Origin of the sequence: Micromonospora sp. NPDC048935 (assembly GCF_043197875.1) — a bacterium.
Classification (GTDB): Bacteria; Actinomycetota; Actinomycetes; order Mycobacteriales; family Micromonosporaceae; genus Micromonospora.
On record NZ_JBICTZ010000013.1, the window covers coordinates 59,665 to 75,676 of the forward strand.

A 16,012-nucleotide genomic window follows, 5' to 3' on the forward strand; every position below is an offset into this window, starting at 1 on the left:
GCCACCGGCGGCGCAGGACACGGCCATCGTGCCATGCCCGCCGCCGGTGACCGAGGACGTCCGACAACGGGTTGGGACCGCTACGCGGGTGGCGGCGCGCTCGACCCCCGGATCCGCAGCGCGGGGCTGATGACCACACGGTGGGTGGGGCGGTCGGGGTCGGCGAGCCGGTCGGCGACGAGACGTACGGCGGCGCGTCCGATCGAGCGTCGCGGCGGTCGGACCGCGGTCAGCGGCGGGCTGAAGAGCCCGGCGACCTCGTCGTCGTACGCCACGATGGACAGGTCGCCGGGAACGGACAGGTGTCGCTTCTCGCAGTGCTGCACCAGCGCGATCGCCTCGGCGTCGGCGTGCACCAGCAGCGCCGTCGTCCCGGTCGCCCGGCACCTGTCCAGGACGCCGTCCAGGACGACGTCCCGTTCCGGTGACCGTGCGTCCGGCACCACGGCCACCACCGTCGCGTCCGAGTCGAGGCCGCACTCGCTCGTGGCGTCGAGCCAGCCACGCCGTACGTGCTGGCTGGTGGGACTGTTGGCGTCGAGCACCAGGCCGACCTTGCGGTGTCCGAGGGAGGTGAGGTGGCGTACCGCCATGGCCGCACCGAGCGCGTGGTCGGTGACCACCGACTCCATGACGGCGTGGTGGCTGCCCACCGTGGCGGTCCGTTCCAGCAGGACGACCGGGACGTCGACCTGGTCGAGCCACTCGATGGTGCGCTCGGTGCTCGGTGCGTCCATGCTCGGCGCGATGATCAGGGCGTCGACGCCCATCCGCCCCACCAGGCGGGCCAGTTGCGGCTGGTCGTCCTCGCTGTCGTAGGAGGAGCCGCGCAGGACCACACGCATGTCGAGCTCGCGGGCGGCCCCCTCGACGCCGCGGGCCACGTCCGGCCAGTAGTAGTCCAGTGAGGGCACGAGCATGCCGAGGGTGCGCCCGACCAGCGGGGCCTGGCCCGCGGCGGGTGACTCGTCGGCCGTCGGGGCGTCGTCCGGCAGGATCAGGGCGACCCCACCGTGGACCCGGCGGACCAGCCCTTCGGCGGCCAGCTCGGCGATGTCGCGTCGGATGGTGACCGGCGCGGCGCCGAGCACGTGGGACAGGTCGGAGATACGCATCGAGCCGTCGCGTTGCAGGGCTGCCAACAGTTGCTGGCGGCGGACGACCTGTAGCGGCCCGCGGGAGGACTCCGTCGTGGTGCCGACGGGATTGTCCTTGGTCATGGGGGACCTCCGAGGAACGCTTCGTGCGGCGGAAGCTCGTGCATGGTGACGACCAGCTCGCCGGCCGGGCCGAACGCGGTGACGTCGATCGCGAGCCGGGTCAGCCGGTCTCCCCACACGTCGAGGAGCAGGGGATCCGTGATCTGCCGGATCGTCGCGGCGCAGGGCGCCGAGGCCGGCTGCCAGCTGAGCCCGAGTCGGCCGGCGCCGCCCAGCGCGGTGACCTCGGCGCGGCCGTCACCGAGCCGTACCTGACCGGCGACGAGCAGGTGGACGTGGGTCGGCGGGGCGGCCTGGGCCGGGTCGGGATCCCAGGGGTCGAGCGCCCAGGAGTCGACGACGACGACCCGTCCAGCGTGGCGGTCCAGTCGGGAGCTGCGCCACCAGTGCCGGACATCCGTGCGCGGGTAGGCCCCGGCGAGGTCCACACGCAACTCGGCGTCGGTGTCGTCGCTCGTGGCGGTGGCGTACCGGGCGGCGTGGGTGTGGCCGGGCGCCTGTTCGGTGCCGCGGATGTGCGGGACGTTGTGCCAGTCACTGCGCATGGTCCAGATGTCGTACCGACCGGGGCCGAAGGTCTGCGCCGTGTAGGTGGGACGCCCGGCGTCGACGACCACCGGCACCCCGTTGAGGACCACCACGATGCTGCCGACGTCGTTGTGGTTGTGGTGTTCGCCGTTGTGCCCGCCCTTGGCCGCCAGGGTGAGCCCGCCGGGGCTGCCGGCCGCCGCGCGGGCGAGCAGCACCTGCACGGAGGGCAGCCACACGTCGCGGGGCAGCGGCGGTGCCGCCGGGGTGGCGGAGATCCACGCCGGGTCGGTCAACGCCAGCAGCAGCCGGCCCAGGCCGTGTTCCTCGTCCGCGACGGGCGCGTCGGGACGGCGGTGCGCGGCGGCGTGCGCCATCGCGTCCCGGTCCCCGACGCGGCGGGCGGCCCGGTGCAGGGCGTGCCAGGGCTGGCCCCCGGAGGGCCGGGCCGACCCGTCGGCGTGGTTGAGATACCAGTCGCCGCCCAGATGCATCCGGTGGGGGAACGCGACGGTGTGCCGCAGGGCGTCGGCCGGCACGCCGTCGAGCGCGCCACCGGTGGCGTGGGCGAGCAGGTCGAGTGCCTCGTGGGCCCGACACGCGCCATTCCACCAGTAGCCGTAGCCCTCGTCGATGGCGCCGTCGGCGGGCAGCGACGCCACGTACCGGTCGAGCCCCTCGACCACCAGATCGACAAGCACGGCCCGCCGGGCCGGGTCCTCCACCAGGCGCAGCACGGCGACGAGCACGTTGCCGTGGATCCACGGGCTCCAGTTGTGCACGTCGCCGTCGAGGCCGAGCCAGTGCCAGTCGCGGCGCTTGGCGAACGGGGTGAGCACGCGGCTGTCGACCTCGTGCCGGACCCGGGCCCGCAGGCCGGGGGCGTGCGCGTCGAGCGGCTCGCCGAGCAGGTGGTCGATCCAGGCCAGTTGAGCGGCGACCTCGCCCGCGCCGAGGTCGAGATAGGGATCGGTCACGGTCGGCAGCACCGCGCCGTGCACGGCGTGGGTGTCGTCGTGCGCTGGCCAGCACCAGCTGCTCTGCTCGCACAGCAGGGTCACGCCGTCGACCACCTCGTCCAGCCAGGCCGGGTCGAGGGTGACCGCGGCGAGCACGGCGGCCCGGGTCAGGCGCCCCTGCCGGGCGAAGACCACCTGCTCGTACGTGTCGCGTTCGCCGTCGCGGAAGAATCTGGCGTACTGGTGGGCCAGGGGGAGTGGCCAGGGGGCGGCGAGATCTGCCTCGGCCCGGCTGCGCAGCCGTCGCATGGTGGGGGCGTGCGGGTGCGCCCACACGGCACGCTCGCGCGCCGGCGGCACCGGCAACGATCCGTCCGGTGGTGCGAGGGCCCGTGCCAGCAGGGCCGGGCGGTTACCCGGCCAGGCCGCAGCCAGAGGGCCCGCGAAGCGCTCTGCGACGGTCATGGCCCCTCGGACTGGTAGAGCGAGTCTGAACGATTCTGATCGTATCAGAGCACTTATGGCGGTCGAGGTCCCGCAGGGACGCCACATCGAGGCCGCATCGTGCGTCCTTCTGATCAGGTGTGTTCACATCGGTAGAAGAGAGGCATTGACTTGCTCTGTTGTGAGCGTTTTACTTCGGAAACGCTGCGGATGCCTGCGCGTCACATTCCGGGGCACGCCCCGCTCACCACCCGCCACGGAGACGGATCGATGCGACAGGACCTCGGATGACGTTCGGGACGACCGGCCAGCCGGCGCCGGGGACGCCCCCGGCTGCCGCTCTCGCCGCCACCTGGGGCCGGGACGACTGGTTGGCCCTCGCCGACCGGATGCTCGCCGCCGCCCGGCCGTTCGCGTCACCCGGGCACGCCCTCGTCACGTTTCCCGGGCCGGAGGGCGGTTACGGACGGGCCGTCGACGGCCTGGAGGGTTTCGCCCGCACCTTCCTGCTCGCTGGCTTCCGCATCGCGGGTGCCCGGGGAGTGGGCACGGACGAACTCGTCGACAGGTACGCGGCCGGCATCGCCGCCGGCACCGACCCGCGATCCCCGGACCGCTGGGTACGCCTGGACGAGCACCCCCAGGCCAAGGTGGAGGCCGCCTCCATCGCGCTGGTCCTGGACCTGACCCGCCCGTGGATCTGGGACCGGCTGCCGTCCGCGGTGCGCGAGCGGGTGGTGGACTATCTGCGTCCGGCCGTCGGCGACGACACGTACCCACGGATCAATTGGGTCTGGTTCCGGCTGGTCGTCCAGACGTTCCTGCGGTCGGTGGGCGGGCCGCACTCGCTCGACGAGATGAACGAGGACCTGAGCACGCACGACGGCTTCGTCCGCGGGGACGGCTGGATGTCCGACGGGCCGGACCGCGCCTACGACCACTACGTGGGCTGGGCCCTGCACCTCTACCCGACGCTGTGGGCCCGGATGGCCGGTGCCGCCGACCTGGCCGAGCCCCGCCGCGAACGGGACCTGGCCGGCCTCGACCGCTTCCTGGGCGACGCGGTCGCGCTCGTGGGCGCCGACGGAGCACCGTTGATCCAGGGGCGAAGCCTGACCTACCGCTTCGCCGCGGCCGCGCCGTTCTGGGTCGGCGCCATCGCCGGTGTGCCCTCGGTCAGCCTCGGCCGGTTGCGCGGGGCGGCTACCCGCATCGTGCGCCACTTCGTCGCCAACGGCGCCCCGGACGATCGCGGCCTGCTCACCCTCGGCTGGCACGGGCCGTGGCCACGACTGGCGCAGTCGTACTCCGGGCCGGGCTCGCCGTACTGGGCCAGCAAGGGCCTGCTCGGCATCGCGCTGCCGGCCGACCATCCGGTGTGGACGACTCCCGAGGAGCCGCTGCCGGTGCAGGAGAGGGACACGCTGCGCGCGATACACGCGCCCGGCTGGCTGGTCTCCGGCACCCGTGCCGACGGCATCGTCCGGGTCGTCAACCACGGCACCGACCACGCCGTCGAGGGCGCCACCGTCTCGGATTCCCCGCTGTACGCCCGACTGGGCTACTCCACCGCCACCACCCCGGTCCTCGACGACAGCGGCTGGGCCAGTCCGCTCGACCAGTCCGTCACTCTCGTCGACGACGTGGGTCGGGTCACCCACCGTGCCGGCATGCGCCTGCTGACCGTACGCGTCGACACCGACGGCGTGGGTGTGGCCGGGTCACGTGCCCTCGCCCACTGGGTCGACCCGGACCCGGGGCAGCGTGATCACGGCGGCGGCCTCGTCGGCCGGCACCGACCGGCCGGGCACCTCACGGTGTACTCCCTGGTCCGGGGCCCCTGGGAGCTGCGTCTGACCCGCGTCGACGGGCTCGCCGACGGCGTCGGGGCGGCCGCGCTGCGGCTGCGGATCGGCGGCTGGGCCATCTCCGGAGACGCGACGGCCGACCTCGGCGGCGGGGTGGCGACCGTGACCGGCGCCGGCCTGACCAGCAGGCTGGAGAGCGTGCTCGGCGACGGAACGGCCGGCGCCACCGCCGTCGCGCACGGTGGACCCCTGGCCGGCGGGCTGGTCGTGCCCTGGCTGGACCACCCCGTCCGGCCGGGCGCATGGGTCGCCGCCCTCACCGAGTTGTCCGGGGTGCCGGTGGCCACGGCTGGGCAGGCGTGCCGGGCCGTGGTCGACGAGGACGGCCGCGGCCTCCACCTGGCGGTCGACTGGCCCGACGGGATCAGCACGTCGACCCGTTTGGACACGGAGCATCCCAGGCCCACCCGAGCGGCCTGGTAGCAGTGCGGGCCCGTCCGGGCCCTTGACCTGAAGGAGAGAGGATGAAGCGTGCGATACCGGCCGTCATCAGCGCCGCGACGGCCCTGACACTTGTTCTCGCCGGCTGCGGGGGCGGAGACGAGCCAGTCGACCCCAACGCCCCCGTGACGATCACCCTGGCCGGCTGGAGCCTGTCATCCACGCCGGAGTTCAAGACGCTCGCCGACGGCTTCAAGGCGACCCACCCGAACGTGACGGTGGAGCTCAAGGAGTACGCCCCGGGCAACGACTACGACACCCAGATGATCACGGACCTGGCCGCCGGCACCGCGCCGGACGTCTACGTCATGAAGAACCTCAAGAACTTCTACACCTACCAGAGCGGTGGTCAGCTGCTCGACGTCTCCGACGCCGCCTCCGGTCTCGGCTCGGTCCCGGGGCTCGCGTCGTACCAGGTGGACGGCAAGGCGTACGCGGTGCCGTACCGGCAGGACTCCTGGGTGCTGTTCTACAACAAGGACCTGTTCGCGAAGGCGAAGGTGACGCCGCCGGACGGCAGCTGGACCTGGGACGACTACACCGACGCGGCGAAGCGGCTGCACACCGGGCTGAAGGGGGCCGGCTCGAACGCGACGGGCGCCTACCAGCACACCTTCCAGTCGACGGTGCAGGGCTTCGCGCTCGCCCAGACCCCCAACGCCGACCTGCTCTCCGGGAACTTCGGCTACCTGAAGCCGTACTACGAGCGGTCCCTGGATTTGCAGGCGGCCGGCGCGCAGCCGACCTTCGGCACCGCGAAGACCAACAAGCTCACCTACCAGGCGCAGTTCGGCAAGCAGCAGTCGGCGATGCTGCTGATGGGCACCTGGTACGTGGCCACGCTGCTCAACCAGCGAAAGAGCGGTGACGCCGACAAGTTCCAGTGGGGGATCGCACCGGCGCCGCAGTTCGACAAGTCCACCACCGGCACCTCCGCCACGCCTGTCACCTTCGGTGACCCGACCGCCCTGGGGATCAACCCGAAGATCAGCAAGTCCAAGACCGCCGCGGCCAAGGACTTCCTGAAGTACGCGGCCGGCCCGGAGGCCGGCAAGGCGCTGGCCGGGATCGGCATCACCCCGGCCCAGGTCACCGACGCGGTCACCGCGTCGCTGTTCGGGCTGGACGGCGTACCGCAGGACGATCTGTCGAAGTTCGCCTACGCCAAGCACACCATCAAGCCGGAGAACCCGGTGTCGAAGCACACCGCCGGCCTGCAGAACCTCCTCAACGAGACGCACTCGGCGATCCTCTCCGACAGCAAGGGCGTCGACGCGGAGCTGAGCAAGGCGCAGTCCCGCGCCAAGAACGAAGTCCTCAACCAGTGAGCTGATGGCGGGACCGGCGCGCCTGAGCCGCACGCCGGTCCCGCCCCCAGGCCGAACGCTTCCGGAGACTCCCTATGGCAACATTGCCGCGCACGAGACCCAGGAACCGGCGGCTGGTGTCGCGCAACACGGTCGCCGGCTGGTCGTTCATCCTTCCCAACTTCCTCGGCTTCGTCGGGCTCACCCTGGTACCCGTCGTCGTGCTGTTCTACGTGGCCTTCACCAACTGGAACGTCTTCGGGGTCGCCGAGTGGACCGGCACCGCCAACTTCCGGCGGATGTGGGACGACGCGAGCTTCTGGACCGCACTGCGTAACACCGTCTACTACGCCGTCTTCCACATCCCGTTGACCCTCGTGGCAGCACTCGGGCTGGCGCTGCTGCTCAACCGCAGACTGCGCGGCGTACGGTTCTTCCGTACCATCGCCTTCTTTCCCTACATCACCTCGATCGTGGCGATCGCGGTCGTCTGGAACCAGCTCTTCAGCCCGGAGTACGGCCCGATCAACGCTCTCCTCGGCGCCGTCGGGGTGGACAACCCGCCGGGCTGGACCGCGTCGGCGACCTGGTCGATGCCGGCGGTCATCATCGTCGGCACCTGGCGGTACATGGGCTACTACATGCTGCTGTTCCTGGCCGGCCTACAGACCATCCCGGCCCAGCTCTACGAGGCGGCCGAGACCGACGGCGCCTCACCGTGGCAGCGGTTCGTGCACGTGACCCTGCCCGGCCTGCGGCACACCACGTTCTTCGTCACGGTGCTGCTCACCATCGAAAGTTTCAAGGTCTTCGACCTCATCCTCGTGATGACCGGCGGCGGACCGGGCCAGTCGACACTCGTGCTCTCGCAGTACATCTACCAGAAGGGCTTCGAGGAGAACCAGTTCGGCTACGCCTCGGCGGTCTCCATCGTCCTGTTCGCCATCTGCTTCGGCATCACGGTCATCCAGTTCATGGTCAACAAGCGGAGGAACAGCTGATGACCGCGACCGACCTCTCCACACCCGTCCCGGCCATCGCCGCGCCCGGCAAGCACGGGACCTCCGCCCGACGTGTCAGGTCCCGGGGCGGGCGGCTCGTCGGGTACGCCGCTCTCGTGCTCGCGGCGGCCGCGCTGCTGCTGCCGTTCTTCTGGATGGTGGTGGCGTCGTTGAAGACCAACAACGACGTCTTCACCATCCCGATCACCTGGCTCCCCGATCCCGTGGTGTGGCGCAACTACGTCGACATCTGGCAGCGCTCGGACATGACGACGTGGTTGGGGAACACCCTGCTGTTGTCGGTGATCGTCACCTTCCTACAGGTGTTCACCGGCAGCTTCGCTGCCTACGGCTTCGCCCGTGTCCGCTTCCCCGGCCGTAACGTGCTCTTCCTCGCGTACGTCGGGACGATCGCGGTGCCCTGGCAGTCGTACATGATCCCGCAGTTCATCCTCATGTCGAAGCTGCACCTGTCGAACACGCTGTGGTCGATCGTCGCGATCCAGGCGTTCGGCGCGGTCGGCGTGTTCCTGATGAAGCAGTTCTACGAGACGATCCCCGAGGAACTCAGCGAAGCGGCGCGGGTCGACGGGCTCAGCGAGTACGGCATCTACCGACGGATCATCCTGCCGTTGTCCCGGCCGGCGCTCGCCAGCCTGGCCCTGCTGATGTTCACGACCACCTGGAACGACTACCTCGGCCCACTGATCTACCTGCGCAGTCCGGAGCTGCGCACCATCCAGTTGGGGCTGAACACCTTCATCTCCCAGTACAACGCCGAGTACGCGCTGATCATGACGGGCTCGGTGCTCTCCGTGCTGCCCGTCGCCGTCATCTTCCTCCTGGGCCAGCGCTACTTCATCGAGGGCGTCGCCTCGACCGGACTGAAGGGTTGAGGTCCATGCGTTCGCGCCACCACACCCTCACCGCCGTCTTCGACGGGGTCTACGTCGCGCTCGTCACCAACCTGCTGCTGGTGCTCGGTTGCCTGCCGCTGGTGACGCTCGCGTTCACCACCGACGCGGCGCGCTCCTGGCCGCTGTACGCGCTGACCGCTCCGCTCTGCGCGCCGGGGCTCTGCGCGGCCTTCGCGGTCATGTCCGCCTACTCGGCCGGCGACACCGGCGGCGTGCTGCGCACCTACGGCCGCGCCTGGCGGGCCACCGCCCGGCCGGCGATGCTCTGGACGGCGGCGGTCATGGCCGTCCTGGTGGTGCTCGCCGTCGACGCCCGCGCCGCGTGGGGCCACCGGGTCGGGGCACTCGCCCTGCCGGTGCTGGCGACCCTGATCGTCCTCACCGTCGCGACCGCGCTGCTCGGGCTGGCGGCCATCGCCGAGCGACCCACCGCGCCGCTGCGCGAGGTGGCCCGTACCTGCGTGTACCTGGCGGTGCGCCGGTGGTACCTCACCGCCGTGTCCCTGCTCGTGCTCGCGCTGCTCGCCCAGCTTCTGGCGGCCCGCCCCGCGCTCGCGCTCGGCCTCGCCGCCACGCCGCTGCTCTACGTCGTCTGGGCCAACAGCCGCTTCACCCTGCGCGCCGCCCTCGAACCATCGACGACGACCGCACCCCAGAGCACCTGACCACCACGTTCCGCCACCGAGCCGGAACGCCGATGACACACCTGCCCGGCACCGGACCGGACCCACGAGGGAGAACAGCATCCATGACGGCGACCGACGTCCGTCCCAGCTCCGACGCAGAGGCCACGGCGGCCGCGGTGGCCGCCGCGATACGTACCGTCGACGCGAACATCGCCACCTTCGGCGACCGGTACCCCGCGGACACCACCGACGCCAACCGCTACCCGCTCCGGCCACCGATCGCTGGCCAACCCGAGGGCGCCAACGTCGGCTGGACCACCAGCTTCTGGCCCGGCCAGCTCTGGCTGGCACACGACCTGACCGGTGACGACCGCCACCTGCGGGCCGCACTGTCGCACGTGGACAGCTTCGCGGATCGGGTGAGCGGCGGCATCGACCTGGACACCCACGACCTCGGGTTCCTCTACACCCTCTCCTGCGTCACGCCGGCCCGCCGTACCGGCGACCCGCGGGCCCGGGACGCGGCTCTCGCCGCCGCCGACCACCTGATGACGCGCTTCCTCGAACCGGCCGGAATCATCCAGGCCTGGGGCGACCTGAACGACCCCCGCCAACGCGGACGCACGATCATCGACAGCCTCATGAACACGCCGCTGCTCTTCTGGGCCAGCCAGACCACCGGCGACGACCGCTACGCCGCCGCGGCCCGCCGGCACACCGCCCAACTGCGCCAGCACATCCTGCGTCCGGACGGCACCACCTTCCACACCTTCTACTGGGACACCGACAGCGGCGAGCCGCTGCGCGGGGAGACCGAACAGGGCCACGCCGACCACTCCTGCTGGGCCCGCGGGCAGGCCTGGGGCATCTACGGCTTCAGCCTCAACCACCGGCACATCGGCGACCCCGCACTGCTGGCCGCCGCGCGGACCTGCGCCGACCACTTCCTCGCCTGCCTGCCCGACGACCACGTGGCGTACTGGGATCTGGAGTTCGGCGACGGCAGCGGCCAGGAGCGGGACAGCTCCGCCGCGGCCATCGCCGCCTGCGGCCTCGTCGAACTGGCCGACGGCCTCACCGACCAGGCCAGCGCCGACCGGTACCGCACAGCCGCCGCCGCGATCCTGCGTTCGCTCATCGACCACTACTCCACCGGCGGCCAGCCGGGCTCGAACGCGCTGATCCTGCACGGCGTGTACGACAAGCCCAAGGGCATCGGCGTCGACGAGGGAACCCTGTGGGGCGACTACTTCTACCTCGAAGCCCTCACCCGCGCCACCATCCCCGGCTGGACCAGCCCCTGGTGAGCACCGCGACCGACCCGCACCGCCCCGCACTCCGAAAGGTGACCATGGACTACCGCTACCACTGCACCATTCCCGCCGCCGAGGGCCGCAACACCCTGCCCGTCAATCCCTGTCGGCTGCTGGACTTCACCCTGCTGCGACTGTCGGCCGGCGAGTCCTGGACCGGCGAGTCCGGTGACCGGGAGATCCTGGCCGTCATCCTCGGCGGCACTGCCAACTTCACCGTCGCCGGCCACCACTTCCCGCAGGTCGGCCAACGTGCCGACGTCTTCTCCGGCAAGCCGCACTCGGTCTACCTCCCGGCCGGCTCCTCGATCACCGTCGAGGCCGTCACCGCCGTGGAGATCGCCCTCCCCAGCGCACCCAGCGACCTGGCCACCGACCCCTACGTCATCGCGCCGGAGCAGGTCGCCACCGGCCGTTGGGGAGCGACGAACTTCGGCCGCGACTACCACCAGATCCTCACCGAGATCGCCCAGCCGGAGCTGCCCGCCCGCCGGCTCATCGTCGGCGAGACCTACACGCCCTCGGGCAACTGGAGCACCTACCCGCCACACCGGCACAAGGTCGACGACCTGCCCGCCGAGGCCGCCCACGAGGAGATGTACTACTACCGCGTCAGCCCGGAGAACGGGTTCGGCATCAGCCGGGTCTACACCGACGAGGGGTACGAGGAGAACGTCACCATCCGTGACCACGTGATGCAGATGATGCCCGAGGGGTACCACACGGTGGTCAGCGCACCCGGCTACACCACCTACTTCCTGTGGTTCCTGGCCGGCACGCAGCGCACCCAGGGCGCCCGCGAGGACACCAACCTCGCCTGGGTGGGCCAGACCGTGCCGACCCTGCGCAGCCTGGGCCTGTAGCGACGTTCTGCGGACACCGGCCGCCTCGACGGCCGGACCGCGACCGGCGTGCGTGCTCGCCGTACCCGCCGCCAGCGGTGACCCGACGGTCACCGCTGGCGCGCGGCGGCCCGGGGACGGTCACCACTGGCCGGCGGCGACCGGGGGACGGTCGCCGCCGGGGCGGTCCGGCCTCAGAGCCGGGAGGTGAACGTGGCCAGGAATCGGTGCGGGGTGACCACGCCGGCGTTGTCGAAGCAGATCACGTCGAGGTCGGCGTTCGTGGTGTACGGCCAGGGTTGGGTGAGGTGGCAGTAGTTGCTGCCGGCGCCCTGCGCCACCACCTGGGCGTGCGTCTCCTTGAGACCGATCTGCGGGAAGGTCGCCAGGTAGCGGCCGGCGGGCGCCAGCGGCGCCACCGTGTTCGCGCCGACACCGACCACCGAGTTGTCGTTCGTCGGACCGCCGACGGCGGTGCCGAGGTAACCGAAGTACGACGGTGGGGCGAGGGAGCCGATCACCGGCCGCCGACGGTGGTACGAGAGGGTGAAGTCGGTGTTGACGAACGCGCCGGCCTGGTCGTAGCAGAAGACGTACACCTGCACGTCCGTGCCGACCGCGTTCCAGGAGTAGACCTTGCACCGGCGGGGACCGGCGTTCGGCTGCCCGGCGGTGACCTGCACGTTGCCGGCGAGCACCCCGGCCAACCCCACCCCGGGCAGCCGCACCAGGTACTGCCCGACGCCCAGCGGCCCGACCGTGTTCACCACACCCGTGGAGTTGTACGACTGCACCAGCGCGCCGGCGACCCACTGCACGTACGCGTGGGAGGTGCCGGCCGGTAGCACGCCCGAGCTGGTCGTCCAGAGCACGGTGAACGGAGTGTCCTCGCGCGTACCGCCCGGCTTGTGGCACTGCACGTCGACGATCTCGTCGGCGCCGGACTGGAACCAGCGGACCACCTCGCAGTAGTGCCCGGTCCGGTTCACCGGGGTCACGTGCGGCACACCCCGCGAGAGGGCGCCGACCTGTGGGAAACGCACCTGGAACCGGCCGGGCGCGAGCTTGATGCCGTCGGCCCAGGCGGCCGGGAACGCGGTCTTCCAGCTTCCCCACTGCCGGCTGGTGTCCAGCACGGTCCAGACCGTGACGGTGGGGTCCTTGACGTACGCGAAGCCCCAGCGGTCGGCGGTGGCCGCCGCGGCCGGTGCCGGCGGCGCGAGTGCCCCGGCGACCAGGACGGCGGCCAGTGCCGCGGTGACGAACGATCGAAGACGCATGTGTTCCTCCATCCGACGGGAACATGTCGGAGGGAGTGTGCACGTAGTAACTTCATGATCACAGTCGGCTACTTCGTGCGGTGGAGTCGGCTGTCCGCCACTCGTGACCGCGCGGCCGGGCGAGACTCCGGCGGGCTGGCCGCTGGCGGGGGATTTCCCCCGGAACCGGCACCGCCGGCCGGCGACCGACGTCGTGGCCGCGGCGGTGCGTCAGTCTCAGGGCATCGGGGTGCGGCTGGTTCGAGACCCCGACGAACTGGGGGTCCGAGGCGGATGGCGCTGCTGTGGTTGCCGCGCTGGCTGCGCCGACCGGTCCGCGTCGAACGGCCCTCCGGCCACGAACTCTTCGTGGAGTGGCACGGTTCGGCGGCGGTGATCTCACACGGGGACGATCCGCCGTCGCTGCTGTGGCGACTGGTGCGTACCGCCGTCGCGGCGTCCGACGACGTGCTGGTCCTGACCTCCGAGCGCGCCGTGCGCAGCGCCGGCTGCGGTGGCGTGCTGCGCGGGGTGGTCGAGGGTGCGGCCCAGGAGTGGGGCGTCGGCCGGGTCTGGGTGGCCGCGAGTGGCCTCGGCCGGCCGGACGAGGCGTACGCCTCCTGGCTGACCCGGCTGGCGGCCCGCACCGGCGTCGAACTGCTCGCCCCGGACGGTCCCGTACACGCCACACCGGACGGCACCCTCTACGCGGCGGGCGGCACGGGCGCCTGGGGCTGGCGGTCCTTCCGGCCGGGCGTCAGCAGCCCGGTGGTCGGCAACCGCTACCCGGTCCCGTCCTGGGAGCCGGCGTTGCCGGACCAGGCGGTGGTGCTGCCCGGGCTGGTGGCCGATCCCGTCCCCGCCGGAGTGCTGCTGCGTTCCTCGGCCGCCGCACCCTCGACGGTGGGCGACCCGGCCTACGACATGCCGGTGGACCGACACCGGCCGACGCTGCTCCTGCGGCATGTCGGCGAGCCACCACCGGATCCCCGGTCACTCGCCGGGATCTTCGCGGGCCTGCCGGCGAGGACGATCGTTCGGATCGAGACGGCACTGCTCGACCCGACGGCACCGCCGCCGCGCGCCGACTGGGTGACCGCACTCGCGGCGGCCCTCGACGAATCGGCCGCCGTCGCCGAGCCGATCGCGGTGCCCGAACCGGGCCAGCACCGACGGGCGTCCGGCCAGCCACCACCCGTGCTGAACGACGGTTGGGTACGCGCCAGCAGCCGGCTCTACCGCCACGCGACAGTGCCGGACCTGCTCGCCGAGGTCGTCCCATCCGGTGTCCTGCTGCGCACGGCTGGTGCCCGCCAGCCCGACGGTATGGCCTTCGTCGACCCCGCCGAGTGGGTGCTGGCGGTCGACGTCCGCGACTCCGACCGGTTGGTCGACCAACTGTGCCGGATGCTCGTCGGGGCCGGCGGAGCGCCGGGCCTCACCCTGGTGGGGCAGGCCGGCGAGCCGACGAGGGTACGCCTGGAAGCGGCGCTGCGCGCCGAGGCGGCACCCCGTGCGGGGCTGCCGGTGGACGTCCGGGCGACCTCGGCGACGGGCACCGGACGACCTCCCGTGGCGACCGATGGGCAGAGCAGCGGTGCGGACCAGGCGACGCTTGCGGTGCCGCTGTCACCGCGTCCACCCACGACGGCGGCCGAGGCCACGTCGGCGCAGGCCCCGGCGCTGGTCTGGCCGCCGGCGACCGCGCACCCGTTCGTGGAGCCGGCGGCCCCGGCCAGGGCCGCGCGGCGTTCCGTCGAACCGTCGGTGCCGGGCCGGGTCGCGCACCAGTTCGTGGATCCGGCGGTGCCGGGCGGGGTCGCGCACCAGTTCGTGGACCCGGCGGTGCCGGGCGGGGTCACGCACCAGTTCGTGGACTCGGCGGTGCCGGGCGGTGTCGCGCACCAGTTCGTGGACCCGGCGGCGCCGGCCGTCGCCGCGCGACGACGCGTGGAGTCCCTGCCGGTCGCGAGACGGTCGGCAGCCGCTGCCGAGGCGGTGCCGAGCGCTGGCGGCCAACCGCCCGCGCACGACCTGACCGGCGAGCCCCCGCCCCCGCCTCGACCGGCCGCCGGGTTGCCACCGGTCATCACCAGCTCCGGGCCGTACCTGGGCGAGCCCGAACGCCCGGTTGTCGCCAGCGCCCCCGCCTCGGCAGGCGAAGGAGCGCTCACCGTCTCGCATCGAGGCGCGCCCACCGCGTACCCCGGAGGGAGTGCGGTGCACCGCTACGCGCCGGCCGTGGCGGACCCCGTCGAGGACCGGGCCAGCACCGCGGCGGAACAGCGCGACCTCGCCGCCAGCCTCGGCCCGGCCTTCACCGACTCGATCACCACCGTCAACGCCGCCCTGGCCGCGTGGCCCGCGCTGCGGCAGGGCACCTCCGCGTCGGCGAAGACGGACTTCGTCGCCGTGCACGTCTTCTTCGGTCGTTCGGAGGCGGGGGCGGCCCGGCTCAACGCGGGACTGCGTGCCGGGCGGGCACCGAGCCTGCCCGGCTACCTGCCGTGCCTGGTGTCCGGGTTGCGTCGCCTGCCGCCGTACCGCCGGGCGATGCTCTGCCAGGGTCGGGTGGCCGACCAGGCGCGACACCTCTACCCCGAGGGCGGCCTGCTGGTGGAGCCCGGCTTCCGCAGTGTCAGCGGCGCCACCGACCTCGCCGTGGAGGGTGCCGACGTCGACTACCTGGTCTGGTCGCGTACGGCACGGCAGGCCGGCGCGCTGGCCGACCAGCAGGATCTGGACGAGGCGGTGTTCCTGGCCGGGGCCCGGTTCAAGGTGCTCGCCGTCCGTGAGGGAACGGTGGCGGAGGACCGTGCCGGCATCCCGACGACCGCCGTACTGTTGCGGGAGGTGTTGCCCGACGAGCAGTCCGCGTCCGGTCTGGACGACGCCGACCGGAGCGCGCTGACCCGGCTGGAACGGGCGCTGATCCGTCGGAGAGCGGCCTCGCCTCGCCTGCTCACCGACGCGCACACCATCGAACGGCTGCTCGGTCCGCCGCTCGGTTACCTGGAGGAAGCCGGGGCGTCCGTCGGTGCCGGCGTCGACTGATCCTCCGGTCGTGAGGGATAACCCCCAACTCCGCCGGTACGGCGTCGGAAACCGCCGCGCCGGCGCTCGCCGTCGCATGCTCATCCGGTGCGGGTGTGACAGGGGGGTGGAGCAGAGATGCGAACGCTGTCACTGCGATCGCGCGGCAGCCTGACGGCAGGCAGTCGGGGGAGCGCCGATGGGTCGGCGTGCGCCAGCGTGCCGTCGTCGAGCACCGGATAGCGGGAGCGGCC

The 16,012-nt window shown here is 72.2% G+C and carries 11 protein-coding genes; 8 read left to right on the top strand and 3 right to left on the bottom strand.

Features of this window, described 5'->3' with window-relative positions:
* Positions 1-80: 80 nt before the first annotated feature.
* Entirely contained in the window at positions 81-1,220 is a 1,140-nt protein-coding gene (locus tag ACGFIW_RS28825) for a substrate-binding domain-containing protein (RefSeq protein WP_393322181.1), read from the bottom strand.
* Positions 1,217-3,172: a heparinase II/III family protein gene (locus tag ACGFIW_RS28830; RefSeq protein WP_393322184.1), complete on the bottom strand. Its 1,956-nt coding sequence runs from the start codon at positions 3,170-3,172 to the stop codon at positions 1,217-1,219. The genes ACGFIW_RS28825 and ACGFIW_RS28830 overlap by 4 nt, the downstream gene beginning before the upstream one ends.
* 266 nt (positions 3,173-3,438) lie before the next feature.
* Between ACGFIW_RS28830 and ACGFIW_RS28835 the strand changes: the two genes are divergently transcribed.
* The 7 genes from ACGFIW_RS28835 to iolB all read left to right on the top strand — a co-directional run bounded on the left by ACGFIW_RS28835 (position 3,439) and on the right by iolB (position 11,487).
* Positions 3,439-5,442, top strand: coding sequence for a DUF2264 domain-containing protein (locus ACGFIW_RS28835; protein WP_393322186.1), 2,004 nt, complete (start codon positions 3,439-3,441; stop codon positions 5,440-5,442).
* Between the two features lie 41 nt (positions 5,443-5,483).
* Positions 5,484-6,788, top strand: coding sequence for an ABC transporter substrate-binding protein (locus ACGFIW_RS28840; RefSeq protein ID WP_393322189.1), 1,305 nt, complete (start codon positions 5,484-5,486; stop codon positions 6,786-6,788).
* A 116-nt stretch (positions 6,789-6,904) separates the two neighbouring features.
* On the top strand, positions 6,905-7,768 hold the full coding sequence (locus ACGFIW_RS28845) for a carbohydrate ABC transporter permease (protein ID WP_393322192.1): 864 nt from the start codon (positions 6,905-6,907) through the stop codon (positions 7,766-7,768).
* Positions 7,768-8,664, top strand: coding sequence for a carbohydrate ABC transporter permease (locus tag ACGFIW_RS28850; RefSeq protein WP_393322195.1), 897 nt, complete (start codon positions 7,768-7,770; stop codon positions 8,662-8,664). Before ACGFIW_RS28845 ends, ACGFIW_RS28850 begins: the two co-directional genes overlap by 1 nt.
* A gap of 5 nt (positions 8,665-8,669) precedes the next feature.
* Complete coding sequence (locus tag ACGFIW_RS28855; protein WP_393322198.1) at positions 8,670-9,350, top strand: hypothetical protein; 681 nt, start codon at positions 8,670-8,672, stop codon at positions 9,348-9,350.
* A gap of 83 nt (positions 9,351-9,433) precedes the next feature.
* Complete coding sequence (locus ACGFIW_RS28860; protein ID WP_393322201.1) at positions 9,434-10,618, top strand: glycoside hydrolase family 88 protein; 1,185 nt, start codon at positions 9,434-9,436, stop codon at positions 10,616-10,618.
* On the top strand, positions 10,615-11,487 hold the full coding sequence (gene iolB / locus ACGFIW_RS28865; RefSeq protein ID WP_393322205.1) for a 5-deoxy-glucuronate isomerase: 873 nt from the start codon (positions 10,615-10,617) through the stop codon (positions 11,485-11,487). The genes ACGFIW_RS28860 and iolB overlap by 4 nt, the downstream gene beginning before the upstream one ends.
* Before the next feature lie 173 nt (positions 11,488-11,660).
* Here iolB and ACGFIW_RS28870 read toward each other — a convergent pair whose 3' ends face one another.
* Positions 11,661-12,746, bottom strand: a complete 1,086-nt coding sequence (locus tag ACGFIW_RS28870; protein WP_393322208.1) for a hypothetical protein — start codon at positions 12,744-12,746, stop codon at positions 11,661-11,663.
* A 273-nt stretch (positions 12,747-13,019) separates the two neighbouring features.
* Here ACGFIW_RS28870 and ACGFIW_RS28875 point away from each other — a divergent pair, with 273 nt between their 5' ends.
* Positions 13,020-15,779: a hypothetical protein gene (locus tag ACGFIW_RS28875; RefSeq protein WP_393322211.1), complete on the top strand. Its 2,760-nt coding sequence runs from the start codon at positions 13,020-13,022 to the stop codon at positions 15,777-15,779.
* The last annotated feature ends 233 nt before the right edge of the window (positions 15,780-16,012 follow it).

What these genes read in the sequence shown, in the direction of transcription:
- ACGFIW_RS28855 (WP_393322198.1), top strand. Translation starts at nt 8,670, where the DNA reads ATGCGTTCGCGCCACCACACCCTCACCGCCGTCTTCGACGGGGTCTAC.
- ACGFIW_RS28835 (WP_393322186.1), top strand. Translation starts at nt 3,439, where the DNA reads ATGACGTTCGGGACGACCGGCCAGCCGGCGCCGGGGACGCCCCCGGCT.
- ACGFIW_RS28840 (WP_393322189.1), top strand. Translation starts at nt 5,484, where the DNA reads ATGAAGCGTGCGATACCGGCCGTCATCAGCGCCGCGACGGCCCTGACA.
- ACGFIW_RS28860 (WP_393322201.1), top strand. Translation starts at nt 9,434, where the DNA reads ATGACGGCGACCGACGTCCGTCCCAGCTCCGACGCAGAGGCCACGGCG.
- ACGFIW_RS28830 (WP_393322184.1), bottom strand. Translation starts at nt 3,172, where the DNA reads ATGACCGTCGCAGAGCGCTTCGCGGGCCCTCTGGCTGCGGCCTGGCCG.
- ACGFIW_RS28870 (WP_393322208.1), bottom strand. Translation starts at nt 12,746, where the DNA reads ATGCGTCTTCGATCGTTCGTCACCGCGGCACTGGCCGCCGTCCTGGTC.
- ACGFIW_RS28875 (WP_393322211.1), top strand. Translation starts at nt 13,020, where the DNA reads ATGGCGCTGCTGTGGTTGCCGCGCTGGCTGCGCCGACCGGTCCGCGTC.
- ACGFIW_RS28825 (WP_393322181.1), bottom strand. Translation starts at nt 1,220, where the DNA reads ATGACCAAGGACAATCCCGTCGGCACCACGACGGAGTCCTCCCGCGGG.
- ACGFIW_RS28850 (WP_393322195.1), top strand. Translation starts at nt 7,768, where the DNA reads ATGACCGCGACCGACCTCTCCACACCCGTCCCGGCCATCGCCGCGCCC.